At 72.2% G+C, this 15,873-nt stretch carries 13 protein-coding genes; 7 read left to right on the plus strand and 6 right to left on the minus strand.

Going from position 1 to position 15,873, the window contains the following annotated elements; all coding sequences use genetic code 11:
- Positions 1-115 precede the first annotated feature (115 nt).
- The 5 genes from KF840_14675 to KF840_14695 all read left to right on the plus strand — a co-directional run bounded on the left by KF840_14675 (position 116) and on the right by KF840_14695 (position 6,042).
- Complete coding sequence (locus tag KF840_14675; protein ID MBX3026150.1) at positions 116-1,531, plus strand: deoxyribodipyrimidine photo-lyase; 1,416 nt, start codon at positions 116-118, stop codon at positions 1,529-1,531.
- The gene (locus KF840_14680; GenBank protein ID MBX3026151.1) at positions 1,521-2,036 is read left to right on the plus strand and encodes a CbiX/SirB N-terminal domain-containing protein; all 516 of its coding nucleotides are present in this window, start codon (positions 1,521-1,523) and stop codon (positions 2,034-2,036) included. Before KF840_14675 ends, KF840_14680 begins: the two co-directional genes overlap by 11 nt.
- Entirely contained in the window at positions 2,036-3,019 is a 984-nt protein-coding gene (locus KF840_14685) for a DUF72 domain-containing protein (protein ID MBX3026152.1), read from the plus strand. Before KF840_14680 ends, KF840_14685 begins: the two co-directional genes overlap by 1 nt.
- Positions 3,020-3,141: 122 nt before the next feature.
- Positions 3,142-5,430 (plus strand): nitrite/sulfite reductase, encoded by a 2,289-nt coding sequence (locus KF840_14690; GenBank protein MBX3026153.1) that lies wholly within the window; start codon positions 3,142-3,144, stop codon positions 5,428-5,430.
- A complete protein-coding gene (locus tag KF840_14695; GenBank protein ID MBX3026154.1) occupies positions 5,431-6,042 on the plus strand; it encodes a hypothetical protein in 612 nt (203 codons plus the stop codon).
- A 47-nt stretch (positions 6,043-6,089) separates the two neighbouring features.
- Here KF840_14695 and KF840_14700 read toward each other — a convergent pair whose 3' ends face one another.
- From KF840_14700 to KF840_14725, 6 genes are all read right to left on the minus strand, one after another.
- The gene (locus tag KF840_14700; protein MBX3026155.1) at positions 6,090-8,507 is read right to left on the minus strand and encodes a hypothetical protein; all 2,418 of its coding nucleotides are present in this window, start codon (positions 8,505-8,507) and stop codon (positions 6,090-6,092) included.
- A 127-nt stretch (positions 8,508-8,634) separates the two neighbouring features.
- Positions 8,635-8,961 (minus strand): SCP2 sterol-binding domain-containing protein, encoded by a 327-nt coding sequence (locus KF840_14705; protein ID MBX3026156.1) that lies wholly within the window; start codon positions 8,959-8,961, stop codon positions 8,635-8,637.
- 53 nt (positions 8,962-9,014) lie between these two features.
- The gene (locus KF840_14710; protein MBX3026157.1) at positions 9,015-10,208 is read right to left on the minus strand and encodes a lipid-transfer protein; all 1,194 of its coding nucleotides are present in this window, start codon (positions 10,206-10,208) and stop codon (positions 9,015-9,017) included.
- Positions 10,209-10,250: 42 nt separating this feature from the next.
- Complete coding sequence (locus KF840_14715) at positions 10,251-11,138, minus strand: 3-alpha,7-alpha,12-alpha-trihydroxy-5-beta-cholest-24-enoyl-CoA hydratase (protein ID MBX3026158.1); 888 nt, start codon at positions 11,136-11,138, stop codon at positions 10,251-10,253.
- Positions 11,139-11,151: 13 nt separating this feature from the next.
- The gene (locus KF840_14720) at positions 11,152-12,060 is read right to left on the minus strand and encodes an SDR family oxidoreductase (protein MBX3026159.1); all 909 of its coding nucleotides are present in this window, start codon (positions 12,058-12,060) and stop codon (positions 11,152-11,154) included.
- Positions 12,053-12,805: a TetR/AcrR family transcriptional regulator gene (locus KF840_14725; GenBank protein ID MBX3026160.1), complete on the minus strand. Its 753-nt coding sequence runs from the start codon at positions 12,803-12,805 to the stop codon at positions 12,053-12,055. The genes KF840_14720 and KF840_14725 overlap by 8 nt, the downstream gene beginning before the upstream one ends.
- Positions 12,806-12,902: 97 nt before the next feature.
- Here KF840_14725 and KF840_14730 point away from each other — a divergent pair, with 97 nt between their 5' ends.
- Complete coding sequence (locus KF840_14730; protein ID MBX3026161.1) at positions 12,903-14,153, plus strand: acyl-CoA dehydrogenase family protein; 1,251 nt, start codon at positions 12,903-12,905, stop codon at positions 14,151-14,153.
- Positions 14,150-15,811, plus strand: coding sequence for an AMP-binding protein (locus KF840_14735; protein MBX3026162.1), 1,662 nt, complete (start codon positions 14,150-14,152; stop codon positions 15,809-15,811). Before KF840_14730 ends, KF840_14735 begins: the two co-directional genes overlap by 4 nt.
- The last annotated feature ends 62 nt before the right edge of the window (positions 15,812-15,873 follow it).

Here is a 15,873-nt window from a genome sequence, read left to right on the forward strand (position 1 = left end):
ACCAGGCATGCGCCTGGGCCACCGCGCAGCGCAGCCAGGGCCGCCGGCTCCGCCTTCCCCATGCGCCGGCCCGCGTCCGCTTGCAGCGCCGGCCGCCGCCGATATGGTCTTTCGCATGCGCGTCGTGCACTGGTTCCGCAACGACCTGCGCCTGCACGACAACACCGCCCTGCACGCGGCGGCGCGCGGCGACGAGCTGATCCCGCTCTTCGTGCTCGACCCGGCGCTGCTGGCGCGCGCCCACGTCAGCCCGCCGCGCCGCCGCTTCCTCGCCGCCTGCCTGTCCAGCCTCGCCGCCAACCTGGCGCACCATGGCGCCCCGCTGGTGGTGCGGGTCGGCGACCCCGCCACCGAGGTCGGGCGTCTGCTCGACGAGAGCCGGGCCGATCGGCTCGTCTTCAACCGCGACACCACGCCGTACGCGCGGCGCCGCGATGCCGCGGTGCGCGCCGTCGCCCGGGCGCGCGACGTCGTCGTCGAGGAGCACGGCGATCGCGTGGTCTTCGAAGCCGAGGCCATCCGCAGCCAGAGCGGCGGCGGCTTCACCGTGTTCACGCCCTACCGCAACGCCTGGCTGGCGCGCTACCGCGCCGCGCCGCCGCCGGTGCGCGGCGTGCCCCGGCTGCCGGCGCCGGTGACCGACCTGGCGAGCGCGCCGCTGCCCGATGCGACGGCGCTCGGCGCCGCCGACGACGCGACAGCGATCCCCAGCGGAGGGGAGGCCGCCGCCCTGCGCCGCCTCGAGCGCTTCGCCGCCGGCGCGCTGCGCGACTATGCCCGCGACCGCGACCGACCGGACCGCGACGGCACCTCGCGCCTGTCGCCGCACCTGCGCTTCGGCACCATCTCCGTGCGCCGCTGCGTCGCGCGCGCCGCCGCGCAGGCCGCCGCCGAGCCCGCCGCCGCGGCAGGCGCCGGCAAGTGGATCGACGAGCTCATCTGGCGCGAGTTCTACGCCGCCCTGCTGGCCGAGCACCCGCGCGTGCTCGGCGGCGCCTTCCGCCGCCAGCTCGCCGGCGTCGCCTGGAACGACGACCCGGCGGCGTTCGCCGCCTGGTGCGCCGGCCGCACCGGCTATCCGATCGTCGATGCCGCGATGCGCCAACTGGCGCGCACCGGCTGGATGCACAACCGCGCCCGCATGATCGTCGCCAGCTTCCTCACCAAGGACCTGCTGCTCGACTGGCGCGCCGGCGAACGGGTCTTCATGCGCCACCTGGTCGACGGCGATCCGGCCTCCAACAACGGCGGCTGGCAGTGGGCGGCGTCGACCGGCACGGACCCGCAACCCTACTTCCGCATCTTCAATCCCGTGCTGCAGGGCGAACGCTTCGACCCCGACGGCGCGTACGTGCGGCGCTACGTCCCCGAGCTGCGCGCCGTCGACGCGCGCTTCGTCCACGCGCCGTGGCTGGCGCCGCGGCCGCCGCGCGACTATCCGCCGCCGATCGTCGACCACGCCGAGCGGCGGGTGGCGGCGATCGCGCGCTACGAAGCGGCGCGCGCGGCGGGAGGAGCGGATGGCCGCTGAACCGACGCGCGCCGTCATCCTGGTCGGCCACGGCGGCCTGCCGAAGGACTGCCCGCGCGAGTTGGTGCGCGAGCTCAGGGCGTTGGCGGCGGACCGCGCGGCGCGCGGCGGGCCGCCGTCGGCCGCCGAGCAGGCGCTCGACCGTCGCATTCGCGCCTGGCCGCGCACGGCGGCGACCGACCCGTATCAGGCCGGCCTCGAGGGGCTGGCCGCGGCGTTGCGCCGCCGCCTCGGCGGCACGCGCCTGGTGGTGGCGTACAACGAATTCTGCGCCCCGTCGCTCGAGGACGCGGTCGCCGCGCTGCTGGCGGACGGCGTCGAGGAGATCACCGTCGTGCCCAGCATGCTGACGCCGGGCGGCTCGCACTCCGAGATCGACATCCCGGACTCGCTCGACCGGCTGCGCGCGCGCCATCCGGCGCTGCGCCTGCGCTACGCCTGGCCGGTGGAGGTCGCGCTGCTCGCCGACATGCTGGCGACGCACCTGGCGCGGCCGCCGGGCTGATGGCCGATCAGCTCGATCTGTTCGGCGCGCCGGCGCCAGCGCCGCGCCGCGGCGTCGGTCCGGCGCCGCTGGCGAGCGAGGTCGCCGCCCTGGCCGCCCACCTGCCGCGCAACGTGCGCCTGGGCACGTCGTCGTGGTCGTTTCCCGGCTGGGCCGGCATCGTCTACGACCGCGCCGCCAGCAGCGCCACCCTGGCGCGCCACGGCCTCGCGGCCTACGCCCGCCATCCGCTGCTGCGCGCCGTCGGCATCGACCGCACCTACTACGCGCCGATCACCGCCGACGACTTCGCCGCCTACGCGGCGGCGGTCGGCGACGACTTCCGCTTCCTCATCAAAGCGCCCGAAGCCCTGACCACGGTCCGCTTCGCCGACCACCCCCGCTACGGCGAGCAGCGCGGCGCCCGCAGCGCCGTCTTCCTCGACCCCGGCTACGCGACCGATGCCATCTGCGCGCCGGTCGCCGAGGGCCTCGGCGAGCGGGCGGGCGTGCTCGTCTTCCAGTTCGCGCCACAGCCGCCGGCGCTGCTCGGCGGACCGGGGCGCTTCGCCGAACGGCTGCACGGCTTCCTCGACCGCCTGCCGCGCGGCCTCACCTACGCCGTCGAGCTGCGCACCGAACCGCTGTTCACCGACGCCTATCGCCAGGCCCTGCGCGCCGCCGGAGCCTGCCACGTGGTCACCGTCCATCCGACGATGCCGGCGCCGCGCGCGCAGGCGGCGCAGCTCGCGCAGGACGCGCCGGCGGTCGTCGTCCGCTGGATGCTCGGTCACGGCCAGCGCTACGACGACGCGCGCCAGCGCTATCGGCCCTTCGACCGGCTGGTCGACGAGGACCCGGCCTCGCGAGCCGAGATCGCGACGCTGTGCCGCGCCGCCGCGGCGCGCGGACGCGCCGCCTATGTCATTATCAACAACAAGGCCGAGGGCTCGGCGCCGCTCTCGGCGCAGCGCCTCGCCGCCGCCATCGTCGCCGCCGGGTGAGGCGCCCGCGCCCCCGGTTGTGTCGCCTTGACACACGGGCTAACGCTTCTCGATAAGAGCGAGCTCGCTCATCACCGCGCCACGTACGAAGCGGGCGCAGGACGGTGTGGGGTCCCGACGACATGAGCTGGAAAGAAGTGCTCGCAGGCGACATGCCTGCCGATTGGGCGCGCGAGATCGACGTCTTCGAGACGCAGATCGAGCTGAAGAAGCAGGGCAAGCTGACCGACCAGTTGTTCGCCGAGACCCGGCTGCGCCGCGGCGCCTACGGGCAGCGGTACGACAACGGCCAGCGCAACGACGGCACCGGCACCAAGGCGCTCGCCTTCGCGTCGCCGCTCACCAAGGGGCCGGAGACGCTGTGGGACGCGCCCGGGATGCAGCGCATCAAGATTCCCTTCGGCGGCATGAACCCGCGGCAGATGGAGGTGCTGGCCGACCTCTGCGAGGAGTATTCGGACAACATCTGCCACGTCACCACCCGGCAGGACTTCCAGCTCCACTACATCCACATCGACGACACGCCCGACATCATGCGCCGTCTCGCGGCGGTCGGCATCACCACCCGCGAGGCCTGCGGCAACTCGGTGCGCAACGTCACCGGCTGTCCCCTGGCCGGCGTCTGCCGCGACGAGGCGTTCGACATCTCGCCGTACGCCGATGCGATGATGCACTTCATGCTCGGCCATCCCGACACCATGGAGTTCGGGCGCAAATTCAAGATCGCCTTCTCCGGCTGCGCCCAGCACGCCTGCGGCCTGCTCAACATGCACGACCTCGGCCTGCTCGCCGTCACGCGGACGGAGAACGGGGTCGCGCGGCGCGGCTTCACCATGTACGTCGGCGGCGGCCTGGGCGCCGTGCCGCACCACGCCAAGGTGCTCGAGGAGTTCGTCAGCGAGGAGGAGTTGCTGCCGATCTCGCAGGCGATCGCGCGCGTCTTCGCCCGCCTGGGCGAGAAGCGCAACCGCGCCCGCGCCCGCATCAAGTTCCTGGTCAAGAATCTCGGCATCGACGAGTTCCGCCGCCTGGTGCGCGAGGAGCGCGCCGCGCTGGCGCACGATCCGCGCTGGACGTCGTACATCCCGGCGGTCGCCGCCTGGCACGAAACGCCGCTCAAATCCGGCGCGCCGCTCAACGGCGCCGCGCTGCCCGAGGGCTTCGCCGCCTGGCAGCAGAGCAACGTCTACCGCCAGCGCCAGGCCGGCTACGTCGTCGCCACGGTGACGCTGCCGCTCGGCGATCTCACCGCCGACCAGATGCGCGCCCTCGCCGACATCGCCCGCCGCTACGTCGGCGACACGGTGCGCACCACGGTCGACCAGAACATCGTCCTGCGCTGGGTGCGCGAAGCCGATCTGCCCGACCTCTACCGCGACCTCGCCGCCGCCAAGCTGGCGACGCCCGGCGCGCAGACGATCGTCGACGTCACCTCGTGCCCCGGCACCGACACCTGCAAGCTCGGCATCGCCTCGTCGCGCGGCCTGGCGCGCGAGCTGCGCAGCCGCCTGAGCGAGAAGGCCTTCACGCTCGACGCGGCGGTGCGCGGCCTGCTGATCAAGGTCAGCGGCTGCTTCAACTCGTGCGGCCAGCACCACGTCGCCGATCTCGGCTTCTACGGCGTGTCGCGCCAGGTGGGCGGCTATCAGGTGCCGCACTTCCAGGTCGTGCTCGGCGGCCAGTGGTCCAACAACGGCGGCGCGTACGGTCTGCCGATCGGCGCCATCCCGTCGAAGAACATCCCGGCGGTGGTCGATCGCATGGCGGAACGCTACGTGCGCGACCGCCAGGGCACCGAGACCTTCCAGCAGTTCTGCGGTCGGATCGGCAAGAAGGCGCTGAAGGAGATGCTCGACGACTTCGTCAAGGTGCCGGCGCACGACGCCAATCCGGACTACTACTCGGACTGGGGCGACCCGCGCGAGTTCAGCACCGGCGACATGGGCACCGGCGAGTGCGCCGGCGAGGTCGTGTCGCTGGTCGAGTTCGATCTCGCCGACGCCGAGCGCGAAGTCTTCGAAGCGCAGCTCGCGCTGGAGGCCGGCGACGTGGCCAAGGCCGACGCGCTCGCCTACCGCGCGATGCTGCAGACGGCGAAGGCGCTGGTGAAGACGCAGCTCCCCGACGTCGGCGACGATGCGGCGCGCATCGTGGCGGAGTTCAAGCCGCGCTTCGTCGACACCGAGCTGTTCTTCGATCGCTTCGCCAAGGGGATGGTCGCCGGCTATCTCTTCCGCCGCCACGAGGAGGGCCCCGGCAGCATCACCCCCGAGTCGGCGCACCAGTTGGTCGAGGAGGCCAGCCTCTTCGTCGAGGCCGGCCACGCCTGCCAGCTCCGCATGGCCGAGAAGAAGACCGCCCCGGCGGCGGCCGCCGCGTCGCAGGTGGTGAGCCTGGAAGGGCTGAGCTAGGTGTCCGCCGCCGCCGCCGAGGTCGACATGCCCGCGCTCGCCGATCTGCACCGCATCGGGATCAAGATCCCCGCCACCGACGCCGCCTTTCCCGCGCGCGACCTGGTGCCCGTGTTCCATCGCTGGATCCAGACCGCGGCGCTGCCCGGGCACCTGCTGATCGACGTCGCCGACTACGACCACGTGCCCGAGGGCCCCGGCATTCTCCTGATCGCGCACGAGGCCAACCTCGGCCTCGATCTGGTCGGCGGACGCCCGGGCCTGGTGTACTACCGCAAGCAGCCGCTGGCCGGCGACCTGGCGGCGCGCCTGCGCGCCTGCGCCGGCGCCGCGCTGCGGGCCTGCCGCATGTTGGAAACGGATGCCGCCCTTGGCGGCCGCCTGCGCTTCGATGCCGGCGCGTTCGAGCTCTTCGCCAACGACCGCCTGCGCGCGCCCAACGAGGCGGCGACCTACGACGCCTTCCGGCCGACGCTCGACGGCCTGCTGAAGACCCTCTACGGCGACGCGACGGTGATGGTCGCCGGACCGACCGACCCGCGCGCGCGCTTCGGCGTCACCGTCAGCGGTCCCGCCGCCAGCGTCGACCAGTTGCTGTCCCGTCTCGGCTGATCGCGCCGCCGCGGCGCGCCAGCGGCGCGCGCCGCGGCGGCGGCCGACTATGGCACCGGGATCAGGCCGGCCTGGTAGCAGGTCTTGGGACCGCTCAGCGTGCGGCCATCGAGCGTCGTCACCACCTCGCCGGTGTTCGCGTTGGCGACGAAGTCGTAGAAGAGGTCGCCCTGCATCGTCCCGTGGTGCGCGCCGCTCAGGGCCAGGTTCACCGAGTACTCCGCCCCGTTGCTGACCAACACCGGAATGCGGATCTCCTCGAACCCGTTGAGCACCGAGGCGCCGTCATCGGAATAGTCGAGGTAGTCCACCCGCGCCGAGCCGCTCAGCGTGCTGGCGAAGTCGTTGGTGATCGTCGCCGTGCCGCTGGCCTTGCCGGGGATGACGGTGACGCCGAACGTATTGGGAACGACGTAGTCCTGGTAGCGGATCGCCCAGGTCGGCTCCGGCGTGTCCACGATCGGCACCACCGCGGCGGGCGGGATCGGGTCGCGGTTGGTCAGCGTGAAGACGCGCAGGCGACCGGGCAGCGGGGTGTTCAGCGGCGTGACGCGGCGCCATTGCAGCTCGGTGATGGACAGACGCGTGCCGTCGGGCGACCACTCGAAGCCGCCGGCGGCCGACTGCCACTCGTCGGCCGGCTTGAGCAACCGCTGCCCGATGTAATCGCCACGCTCGAACCACCGGTCGACCATCCATGGGTCGAGATAGCAGTCCCGTTCGTTCGGATTGCCACCCGGACTGAGACCGTCGCTCGGCGCGCCGGCGATGGCGACGAAGTGCAGCGAGAAGGCGATCCAGTCGACATAGGGCGGCCGCGGCAGGAGACCGAGGAACCCGACGCGGTTGTCGGTGCGGGCGCTCGACACCACCGTCCATTGCTCATCGGCGCTGAAGTTGATGCCCTCGTTGTGGTCGGGGTAGTGGGTCATGCGGCGCACGGCGCCGCTGCCGAGGTCGAGGGCGAAGTTGTCGTAGTGCCCGGCCTCTGGCGTCCCGGCGACCACCCAGTCGAGCCCACCGCGCATGACCGCCTCCTTCGCCTCGAAGGGCTGGGTGAAATTGCGCCAGACGTCCGAGTCGACCCCCAGCGCCAGCGACGACACCGGCGGGGCGATGACGCGCGGGTCCGCCAGATCGTAGCGATCCGCCTGCCGCACCAGGCGCCCCATGCCGACCACGTTGCCGCCCGGGCCGCGCAGGCGCACCTCGCTCCAGATGAACCACTGATCGTCGAAGGTCACGTGCGGCACGCGATACTGCAGGATGCCGACGGTCGGATCGGGGTTCGGCGGCAACTTGATCGGCAGCATCACCGCGCTCTGGCAGTCGAGCACGCTCGGCGTGCACTCGAGGACGTTCCACTTCGGGTTCGGGTTGTTGTTGCCCGCCACCAGCAGGCGCTGGCCGTCACGGAACCGCTGCGCCACCTTGAGGTTGCCGGTGATCAGGCCGGTGGCGCACGTGAGACAGCGGAAGTCGCTGCCGTCGGGCCGGATCATGCCGAGCTGATTGCCGACCGTGCTCGGCGAGGTGAAGTTGAACACCAGGTGCTCGCCGCTCTCGTCCCAGCTCGCCTGCTGCGGGTTGACGCCGGCGGGCATCGGAATGACGCCGGAATCCGCCATCGGCTCCTGCGCCGGCGGCGCGAAGCAGCGCAGCAGGGTGTCCTCGGGCAGCGTGCCGACGAGGACCTGCTGGCACAGGGCGGCCGCCTGATTGACCGCCTGACTGGCGGTGCGCTCGGCGTGCGCGCGAGCGCAGCGCGCCAGATCGCCGGCGCAGCCTGGGAACAGCGCGGCGCCGTCGAGCCCGACACAGTGCTTGCCGACGCTCTTGGCGAGGTCCGCGTCGCACTGAGCGCCGTCGGGCAGCGGCTTGCACGCGACGAGCTGGAAGGGGTCGGTGACGCCGCGCCTCAGCGCCTTGCCGGCGCAGCGCGCGTAGGCCTTGAATGCCCGATCGGCGCATTGCTGGCTGCGCGTGAGCAGGTCACGCTGACACCGCGCCCCCGCGGCGTCGCTGGCCTTCGCCCGCAGCGCGGCATCGACAGCGGGGCCGAAGAGGCCGCGCGCCAGGGCCGTGCCGGCGTAGAGGCCGGCGGCGGTGACCGTATCGAGGCTGGTGAAGCCGATGGCCGGGCCGGCGCAGAGCTTCGCCTCGTCCCTGGCGGCGCGGTCGCGAGCCTTCTGGACGAGGCCGAAGGGGTCGCTCGCCGCGCAGGTCGCGACCGAGAAGCCGAGCGCGGCCTCGTCGATCTGCGCCACGCATTTCGCCAGCGTCTTGCTCTCGGCGCGCGCGATCTTGCGCAGAGCGGCTTGCATCTTCGCAGCGCACTGCCCCTGCGCCGCGGCCGCGGCCGGCGTGGCGGCGCAGGCCAGAGCCGCCAGGATCACGACGGCACGACACCGGCGCCGGCGCGCCGTCCGGGTGGCGATCTCGTGGTTTGCGTCGACGTGGGTCATGTGTCCCCCCTCGGCCGCCGCACGCTTCGCGCGGCGCCCGTCCGTGGCACCGCGGCGGCGTCCGGCCCACCCGGACACCGCCGCGGGTCGTGATCAGCTCATCCGCACCGCCCCTGCTCCGTCGCGATCAGGCGCTGATCGGCTTGAACAGGCCCTGCATCTTCATCGCCAGGCCGAGGTCGCCCTTGAACTTCAGCTTGCCCTGCATGAAGGCCACCTGGGGCGGGATCTTGCCGGTGGCGATCGCGGCGTAGTCCGTGGCGCTGGCCGACACGGTCAGCGCCGCCGCCGGGGCCGCGCCGCGGCCGACGTCGATGCCGCCCTCCCCCACCGACAGGTACCACTCGCCGCCGTCGGCGCCGCTGAGATTGAACTGGATGGTGCCGCTCAACCCCTTGGCGGTCGCCGGGTCGTACGACCTGGCGATGCTGTCGAAGATCTCCGCTGTCGTCATGGTGTTCTCCTCTCCTTCGTCGGCGCTCGTGGCGCGATTGAATGGCGTGAAATTCAGAGCGCGGCGCGCCGGTACACGGTGACCACCGCGGCGCCGCCGAGGCCCAGGTTGTGCTGCAGCGCCAGGGCGGCGCCGGTCACCTGCCGCTTGCCCGCCGCGCCGCGCAGTTGCCAATTGAGCTCGGCGCACTGCGCCAGTCCGGTGGCGCCGAGCGGGTGGCCCTTGGAGATCAGGCCGCCGGATGGGTTGACGACCACCTTGCCGCCGTACGTGAAGGCATCGTGGTCGATGTGCTCGCCGGCGGTGCCCTCCGCGCACAGGCCGAGCGCCTCGTAGGTCACCAGCTCGTTGGCCGAGAAGCAGTCGTGCAGCTCGACGACGTCGACGTCGGCGGCAGTGGCCCCCGCCTGCGCCAGCGCCTTGGCGGCGGCGCGCTGCGTCAGACCGTAGCCGGCGACGTAGCGGCAGTCCCGGTCGAAGGTGTCCGGGCCATCGGTCGCCATCGCCATGCCGGCGATCTCGATCGCCTTCGCCTGCAGGCCGTGGCGGCGGACGAAGTCCTCGCTGGCGACGATGGCGCAACCGGCGCCGTCCGAGGTCGGGCAGCACTGCAGCTTGGTGAGCGGGAAGTACACCATCGGCGCGTCGAGGATGTCGCGCAGCGAGTACGCCTCCTGGAACTGCGAGAACGGATTGTTGACCGAGTGTCTGTGGTTCTTCCAACCGATCTTGGCGAAGTGCTCGGGCGTGGTGCCGAAGCGGTCCATGTGATCGCGCCCGGCGTTGCCGAACACCTGCGGCGCTGGGATCACCGGCTCGAAGGCCCGCAGCTCCATCATCCGCAGCATGTGCTTGTCGATCGGCGGCGTGTGGTCGGGGAAGTTCTGCTTGAGCGAGCCGCGCTCCATCTTCTCGAAGCCGAGCGCCATCGCGCAGTCGGCGAGCCCGCCCTCGACCAACTGCTTGGCCAGAAACAGCGCCGTCGAGCCGGTCGAGCAGTTGTTGTTGACGTTGTAGATCGGCACGCCGGTGAGTCCGAGCTCGTAGGCGGCGCGCTCGCCCGAGGTGGAATCGCCGTAGCAGTAGCCGGCGACCACCTGCTCGATGCGCTCGTAGGGAATACCGGCGTCCTCGAGCGCCTTCTCGCCGGCCTCCTTGGCCATCTGCGGATAGTTCCAATCGGCGCGGCGACCGGGCTTCTCGAATTTCGTCATCCCGACGCCGACCACGAAGACCTTGCGTCCCATCATTCCTCCGGAAAAGGGCGTGATCGCTCTCACGCCGCGTGGTTACTCGAAGAAGGTCACCCGCGCGTTGGTGATCACCGCTTTCAGATCGCGCTCCTGCACGTGCGCCGTGCACAGCATCGCGGTGGCGGACTCGCGCCACAGGCGGACCACGATCGTCTCGCCGGGATAGACCGGCGCGGCGAAGCGGACCTTGATGGAGCGGAAGCGCTCCGGGTTGCCGTCGGCGCCGGCGTCGATGGCGGCGCGCCCGACGTTGGCGAAGGTGCACAGCCCGTGCAGGATCGGGCGCTCGAAGCCGCCGATCGCCGCCATCGCCGGGTCGACGTGGAGTGGATTGCGGTCGCCCGACAGGCGATAGAGCAGCGCCTGCTGGCGCAGTGTCGGGTAGGTCACGACGGCGTCGGGCGCCCGTGCCGGCGGCTCGTTGCCCGGCGCCGGCGCCGGCGGATCGCCAGGCCTCGCGAAGCCGCCCTCGCCGCGGATGAAGGCGGTGAACTCGTTGCGAAACAGCGGCGTGCCGGTGGTGGCGTCGCGGCTCGTCACCTCGGTGACGATCAGCGCGCCCTTGCCGGCGCCTTTGTCGTGGATGGCGCTGATCCGCGCCTCGTTGACGATGCGCGCCTCGACCGGCAGCGGCGGCGCGAGGATCTCCGTGTACTGCTCGCCGTGCAGCAGCATCATCGGATTGAAGTCCATGCCCGGCACGTCCAGCAGCCCGAGCAGGGTCTCGAAGACCGGGATCACCGCGTAGGTGGGCAACGCCCGGAGCTCGCCCTCCCAGGTGTATTGGAGCACGCGCGGATCGGTCGGGTCCTCACCGGTGCCGACGCCGGCGCCGAGGGCGTAGAGGATGAGATGGTCCGGCCCCCACGCCGCCTCGCGGGCGGGCAGGCTGGCGCCGAGCGCGCGACTGGGATCGATGGTCACGGCCCCTCCTCGCTCAGAGCTTCACGTGCGCCATCATGGCGATGGCGGCGTCCTGCGAACCGCCCAGCGGCACCGCGGCGGCGTGGTCGGCGAGCCGCGGCAGCACTTCGTCGCGCAGGCGTTCGGCGCTGATCGCCTCGGGCTCGAGGAAGGCGCCCGGGTGCTGTACCAGCCAGGTGCGCGCGTACCAGCCGCCGCCGCACTCGTAGATCGCGCCGGTTTCGCTGCACGCCTCCGAGCACAGCCAGGCGACCAACTGCGACACCGGGTGCGGATCGAGCTTCTCCAGCAGGTCGCCCGGCATGACCGTCTCGGTGAGGCGGCTGCGCGCCACCGGCCCGATGGCGTTGACGGTGATGCCGTACTTCGCCCCCTCGAGCTTGAGCGTATTCATCATGCCGATCTGGGCCAGCTTGGCGGCCGAATAGTTGGTCTGGCCGAAGTTGCCCCACAGGCCGGCGCCGGAGGTGGTCATCAGGACCCGGCCGTAGCGGGCCTCGCGCATGTGCGCCCAGGCGGCGCGGGTGACGTTGAACGTCCCGCGGACGTGCACGGCGAAGACGCGGTCCCAGTCCTCGTCGCTCATCTTGTGGAACGTGGAATCGCGCAGGATGCCGGCGTTGTTGATGACGATGTCGACGCGACCGAAGCGATCGCGCGCCGCCCGCACCACCGCCTCGCCTCCGGCCGTGGTGGCGATGTCGTCGGCGTTGGCGATGCACTCGGCGCCGAGCGCGCGCACCGCGTCGGCCACCGACTCGGCCGGAGCGCGGTCGCCACCGTCGCCGCGCGGCCCGCCGCCAACGTCGTTCAAGACCAGCGCGCAGCCGCGCCGCGCCAGGGCCAGGGCGTGCGAGCGGCCGAGGCCGCCGGCGGCGCCGGTAATGACGGCGACGCGGCCGTCGTAGCGAATCTCACTCATCTGCGTCTCCTCCGGATCTGCGGGCGGCGCGCAGCACCGGGCGCGAGCGCGGCGGCGCCGGCGGCGAGGCCGCGGCCAGGCCCAGGTACGCGAGCAGCGCGCGCACCAGTTCGTCATTCACCTGCTGCCAGGTGAGGTCGTCGCCCGCCGGCATCGTCCGACTGGCCAGGGCCCGCTGCTGCAGCACTCCGACCACCAGGCGAATGCCGAAGCGGGCCGCCAGCTCGGCGTCGGAATGGCCGATCTCGTCGCCCCGCGCCGCCAGCGCGTCGCGCGCCAGCGCCTCGATCTCGCGGTGCACCTCGAGCACGCGCGCGCCCAGCACCGGATCGACCGGCACCATCTCGTAGAACGCATAGACGAGGCCGGGCCGGGCGCGGTGGATGCGCACCATGCCGGCCACGGCCTGGCGCACCAACTCGGCCGCCGGCACGTCGCGAAAGCGCTCCGGCCGCAGCACCGCGCGCGCCGTCGCCACCGCCTCGCCGAGATAGTGCTCGAAGAGGTAGCGGAGCAGCTCCTGCTTGTCGCGGAAGCGGGTGTAGAACAGGCCCACCGAGCAGCCGGCCTCGCGCGCGATCTCCGGCACCGACGTCGCCTGGAAACCGCGCTCGTTGATCAATCGCTCGGCGGCGGCGATGAAGCGCTCCAGCTTCTCCTGGCTGCGCGCCTGTCGCGGCAGCTTCACCCAGCGCAGCTTCTCCGCCCCACCTCGCTCCGCCGCCCGCGCGTTCGTCCTCGCCATCTCGCTTGACCTCTCTCGTTTCTCCCTCCATATTCAAATCTGAATTCAGTTTCAAGTTCTTTTCGTGAATAGGCCACGGGCCGGGGGAGAAGGGACGATGTTCGAGCTGACCGAGCCGCAACGGATGATGCAGGACATGGTGCGCCAGTGGTGCGACCGCGAGCTGCGGCCGCGCCTGGCGGAGTTGGAATCGGGGGCGCGGCTGCCCTACGACCTCATGCGCGACCTGGTGCGCCAGTTCGGGCTCGCCGAGGTCGCCCGCGCGTCACTCGAGAAGCGGGTGCGGACGTTGCGCCAGCGCGAGGCCAGCGGCGCGCCGGAGTCGGGGCCGAGCGGCGGCCTCGGCGAGATGCTCGCCGATGGCGACGCCGGTGGCGACCCGTTGCTGTTCGCCATCCTCGCCAAGGAGCTGTGCCGCTGCTCGCCCGGTTTCGCGTCGAGCTGGGGCGTGTCGCTGGCGTTGGCCGGTGGCGCCATCATCGCCAAGGGCACCGCCGATCAGATCGAGCGCTGGGGCATGCCGGTGGCCACCCTGGAAAAGATCGGCGCCTGGTGCCTGACCGAGCCCAACGCCGGCAGTGATGCCTTCGGGTCGATGCATACCACGGCACGGCCCGACGGCGACGACTACGTGCTCACCGGCCAGAAGACGTTCATCACCAACGGCCCGTATGCCGACGTGTTCGTCGTCTACGCCAAGGTCGACCGTGGCCAGCCACGCGCCGAGATGGCGGTGAACACTTTCATCCTCGAGCGTGGCATGCCGGGTTTCACCCAGGGCAAGCCGTTCAGAAAGATGGGCATGCGTGACTCGCCCACCGGCGAGCTGTTCTTCGACGGTGTCCGGGTCCCCAGGGCCAACCTGCTCGGCGGCCGCGAAAAGACCGCCGAGGGCCGCGCCGACACCAAGGAGTCGCTCGGCAACGAGCGCTCCGGCCTGCCGGCGATGGCCTGGGGCATCATCGAGGAGTGCTACGAGCGCAGCCTCGCCTACGTGAAACAGCGGCGCCAGTTCGGCCGCGCCATCGGCGAGTTCCAGGCGGTGCAACTCGACCTCGCGGACATGTACGTGAAGCTGAAGAACGTCGAGGCGATCGCCTTCCGCACCGCCTGGATGCAGCGCAAGGGCATCCGCGACGTCGCCTTCGTCAATGCCTCCAAGGCCTACTGCTCGCAGATGGCGGTCGACGTGGCCCTGAAGGCGATCCAGTTGCACGGCGGCAACGGCTACATGGAGGAGTACCACATCGAGAAGCTCGCCCGTGACGCCAAGCTGCTCGAGCTCGGCGCCGGCACGACCCACATCAACTACCTGACGGCGGCGCGCGCGCTGCTCGACCTGGCGTGACCACCCCGTCCCGTGTCGGGCGCCTGCGCGCCGCGGCGCGCGTCGCCGGCGCGCTGGCGCGTCTCGCGCGCCCCGGCCGCCCGGCGACCCTCGCCGCCCAGATCGCCGCGCACGCGCGGCGCACGCCGCAGCGACTCGCCCTGCGCTGCGGCGAGGCACGCTGGACCTGGCGCGCCCTGGACGAAGACGCGGGACGGCGCGCGGGCGCGCTCGCCGCGCGCGGCGCCCGCCGAGGCGAGACCATCGCCCTGGCGCTCGGCAACACGCCGGAGACGCTGATCTCGGTCGCCGCCTGCGCCCGCCTCGGCATCGCGGCGGCGGTGCTGCCGAACGGCATCGGCGGCCACGCATTGCGCCATGCCCTCGCCGCCTGCGCCCCGCGCTGGGTCATCGTCTCCGACGACGCGCGCGCCGCCTTCGCGACCCTCCCGCCGGCGCTCGCGCCCACTCTCCTCGCCCCCGCCGATCTGCGCGGCGACCAGATCGCGCCGGCGCTCCCGGCGGCGGACGAGGCGACGCTCCTCTACCTCTTCACCTCGGGCACCACCGGCCTGCCGAAGGCGGCGCGCATCACCGTCCGGCGCTTCCGCCGCTTCGCCGCCGGTTTCGCCTTCGCCATCTGTCGCCTGCGTCGCGCGGATGTCGTCTACCTGGCCCTGCCGCTGACCCACGCCACCGGCCTCCTCGCCGCCTGGGGCGCCAGTGTCGTCGCCGGCGCCACCCTCGCCCTCCGCCCCCACTTCTCGGCCTCGGCCTTCTGGTCCGATTGCCGGGAGGTCGGCGCCACGGTCGTCCCCTACATCGGCGAGATCTGCCGCTATCTGGTCGCGTCGCCGCCGCAGGCCGATGAGCGCCGGCACGGCGTCCGCCTCTTCTACGGCGCCGGCTTGCGGGCCGATGTCTGGCGGGCGTTGCAGGCGCGCTTCGCGATCCCCGAGATCGTCGAGTTCTACGGGTCGACCGAGGGCAACGTCGGCCTGGTGAACCTCGAGGGTCGCCCCGGCATGCTCGGCCGCCTGCTGCCGCGCCAGGCGGTGGTGCGCGTCGACGACGGAGGCACGCCGGTGCGGGATCGGCGCGGCCACCTGCTGCGGGTCGACCCAGGCGCGAGCGGTTTGCTGATCGGACGGATCGACCGCGCCAACCGCTTCGACGGGTACACCGACGCCGACGCCACCGCCGCGAAGCTGCTACGCGATCCCTTCGGCGACGGCCACGACTGGTTCAGCACCGGCGATCTCGTGCGGCGGCACCCCGGCCGTTGGGTCTCGTTCGTCGACCGCCTCGGCGACACCTTCCGCTGGAAGGGCGAGAACGTCTCGACGACCGAGGTCGCCGAGGAGTTGCTGCGCTGCCCCGGGGTCGCCGAGGCCATCGTCTACGGCGTCGAGGTCGCGGGCTGCGAGGGCCGCGCCGGCATGGCCGCGGTCGTCCCCACCGCCGACTTTTCGCCCGCCCGCCTCGCGGCACATGTCGTCGCCGCCCTGCCGCGCCACGCCCGCCCGCTCTTCCTGCGCCTGCTCGAGGCGCCCGACCTCACCGCGAGCTTCAAGTACGTCAAGGGGCGTCTGCAGCGCGAAGCCTACGACCCGAGGCTCGTCGGCGATCCCCTCTTCCGCCTCGACGAGGCGCGCGGCGACTACGCCCCGCTCCGCTGAACCGTCGACGGGCGGCGCACCCGCTCCCAGAGGAGGCCGCCGCGCCGGGAACGACGTCGATC

The organism is bacterium, assembly GCA_019637795.1.
Lineage (GTDB): Bacteria > Desulfobacterota > Binatia > HRBIN30 > CADEER01 > JAHBUY01.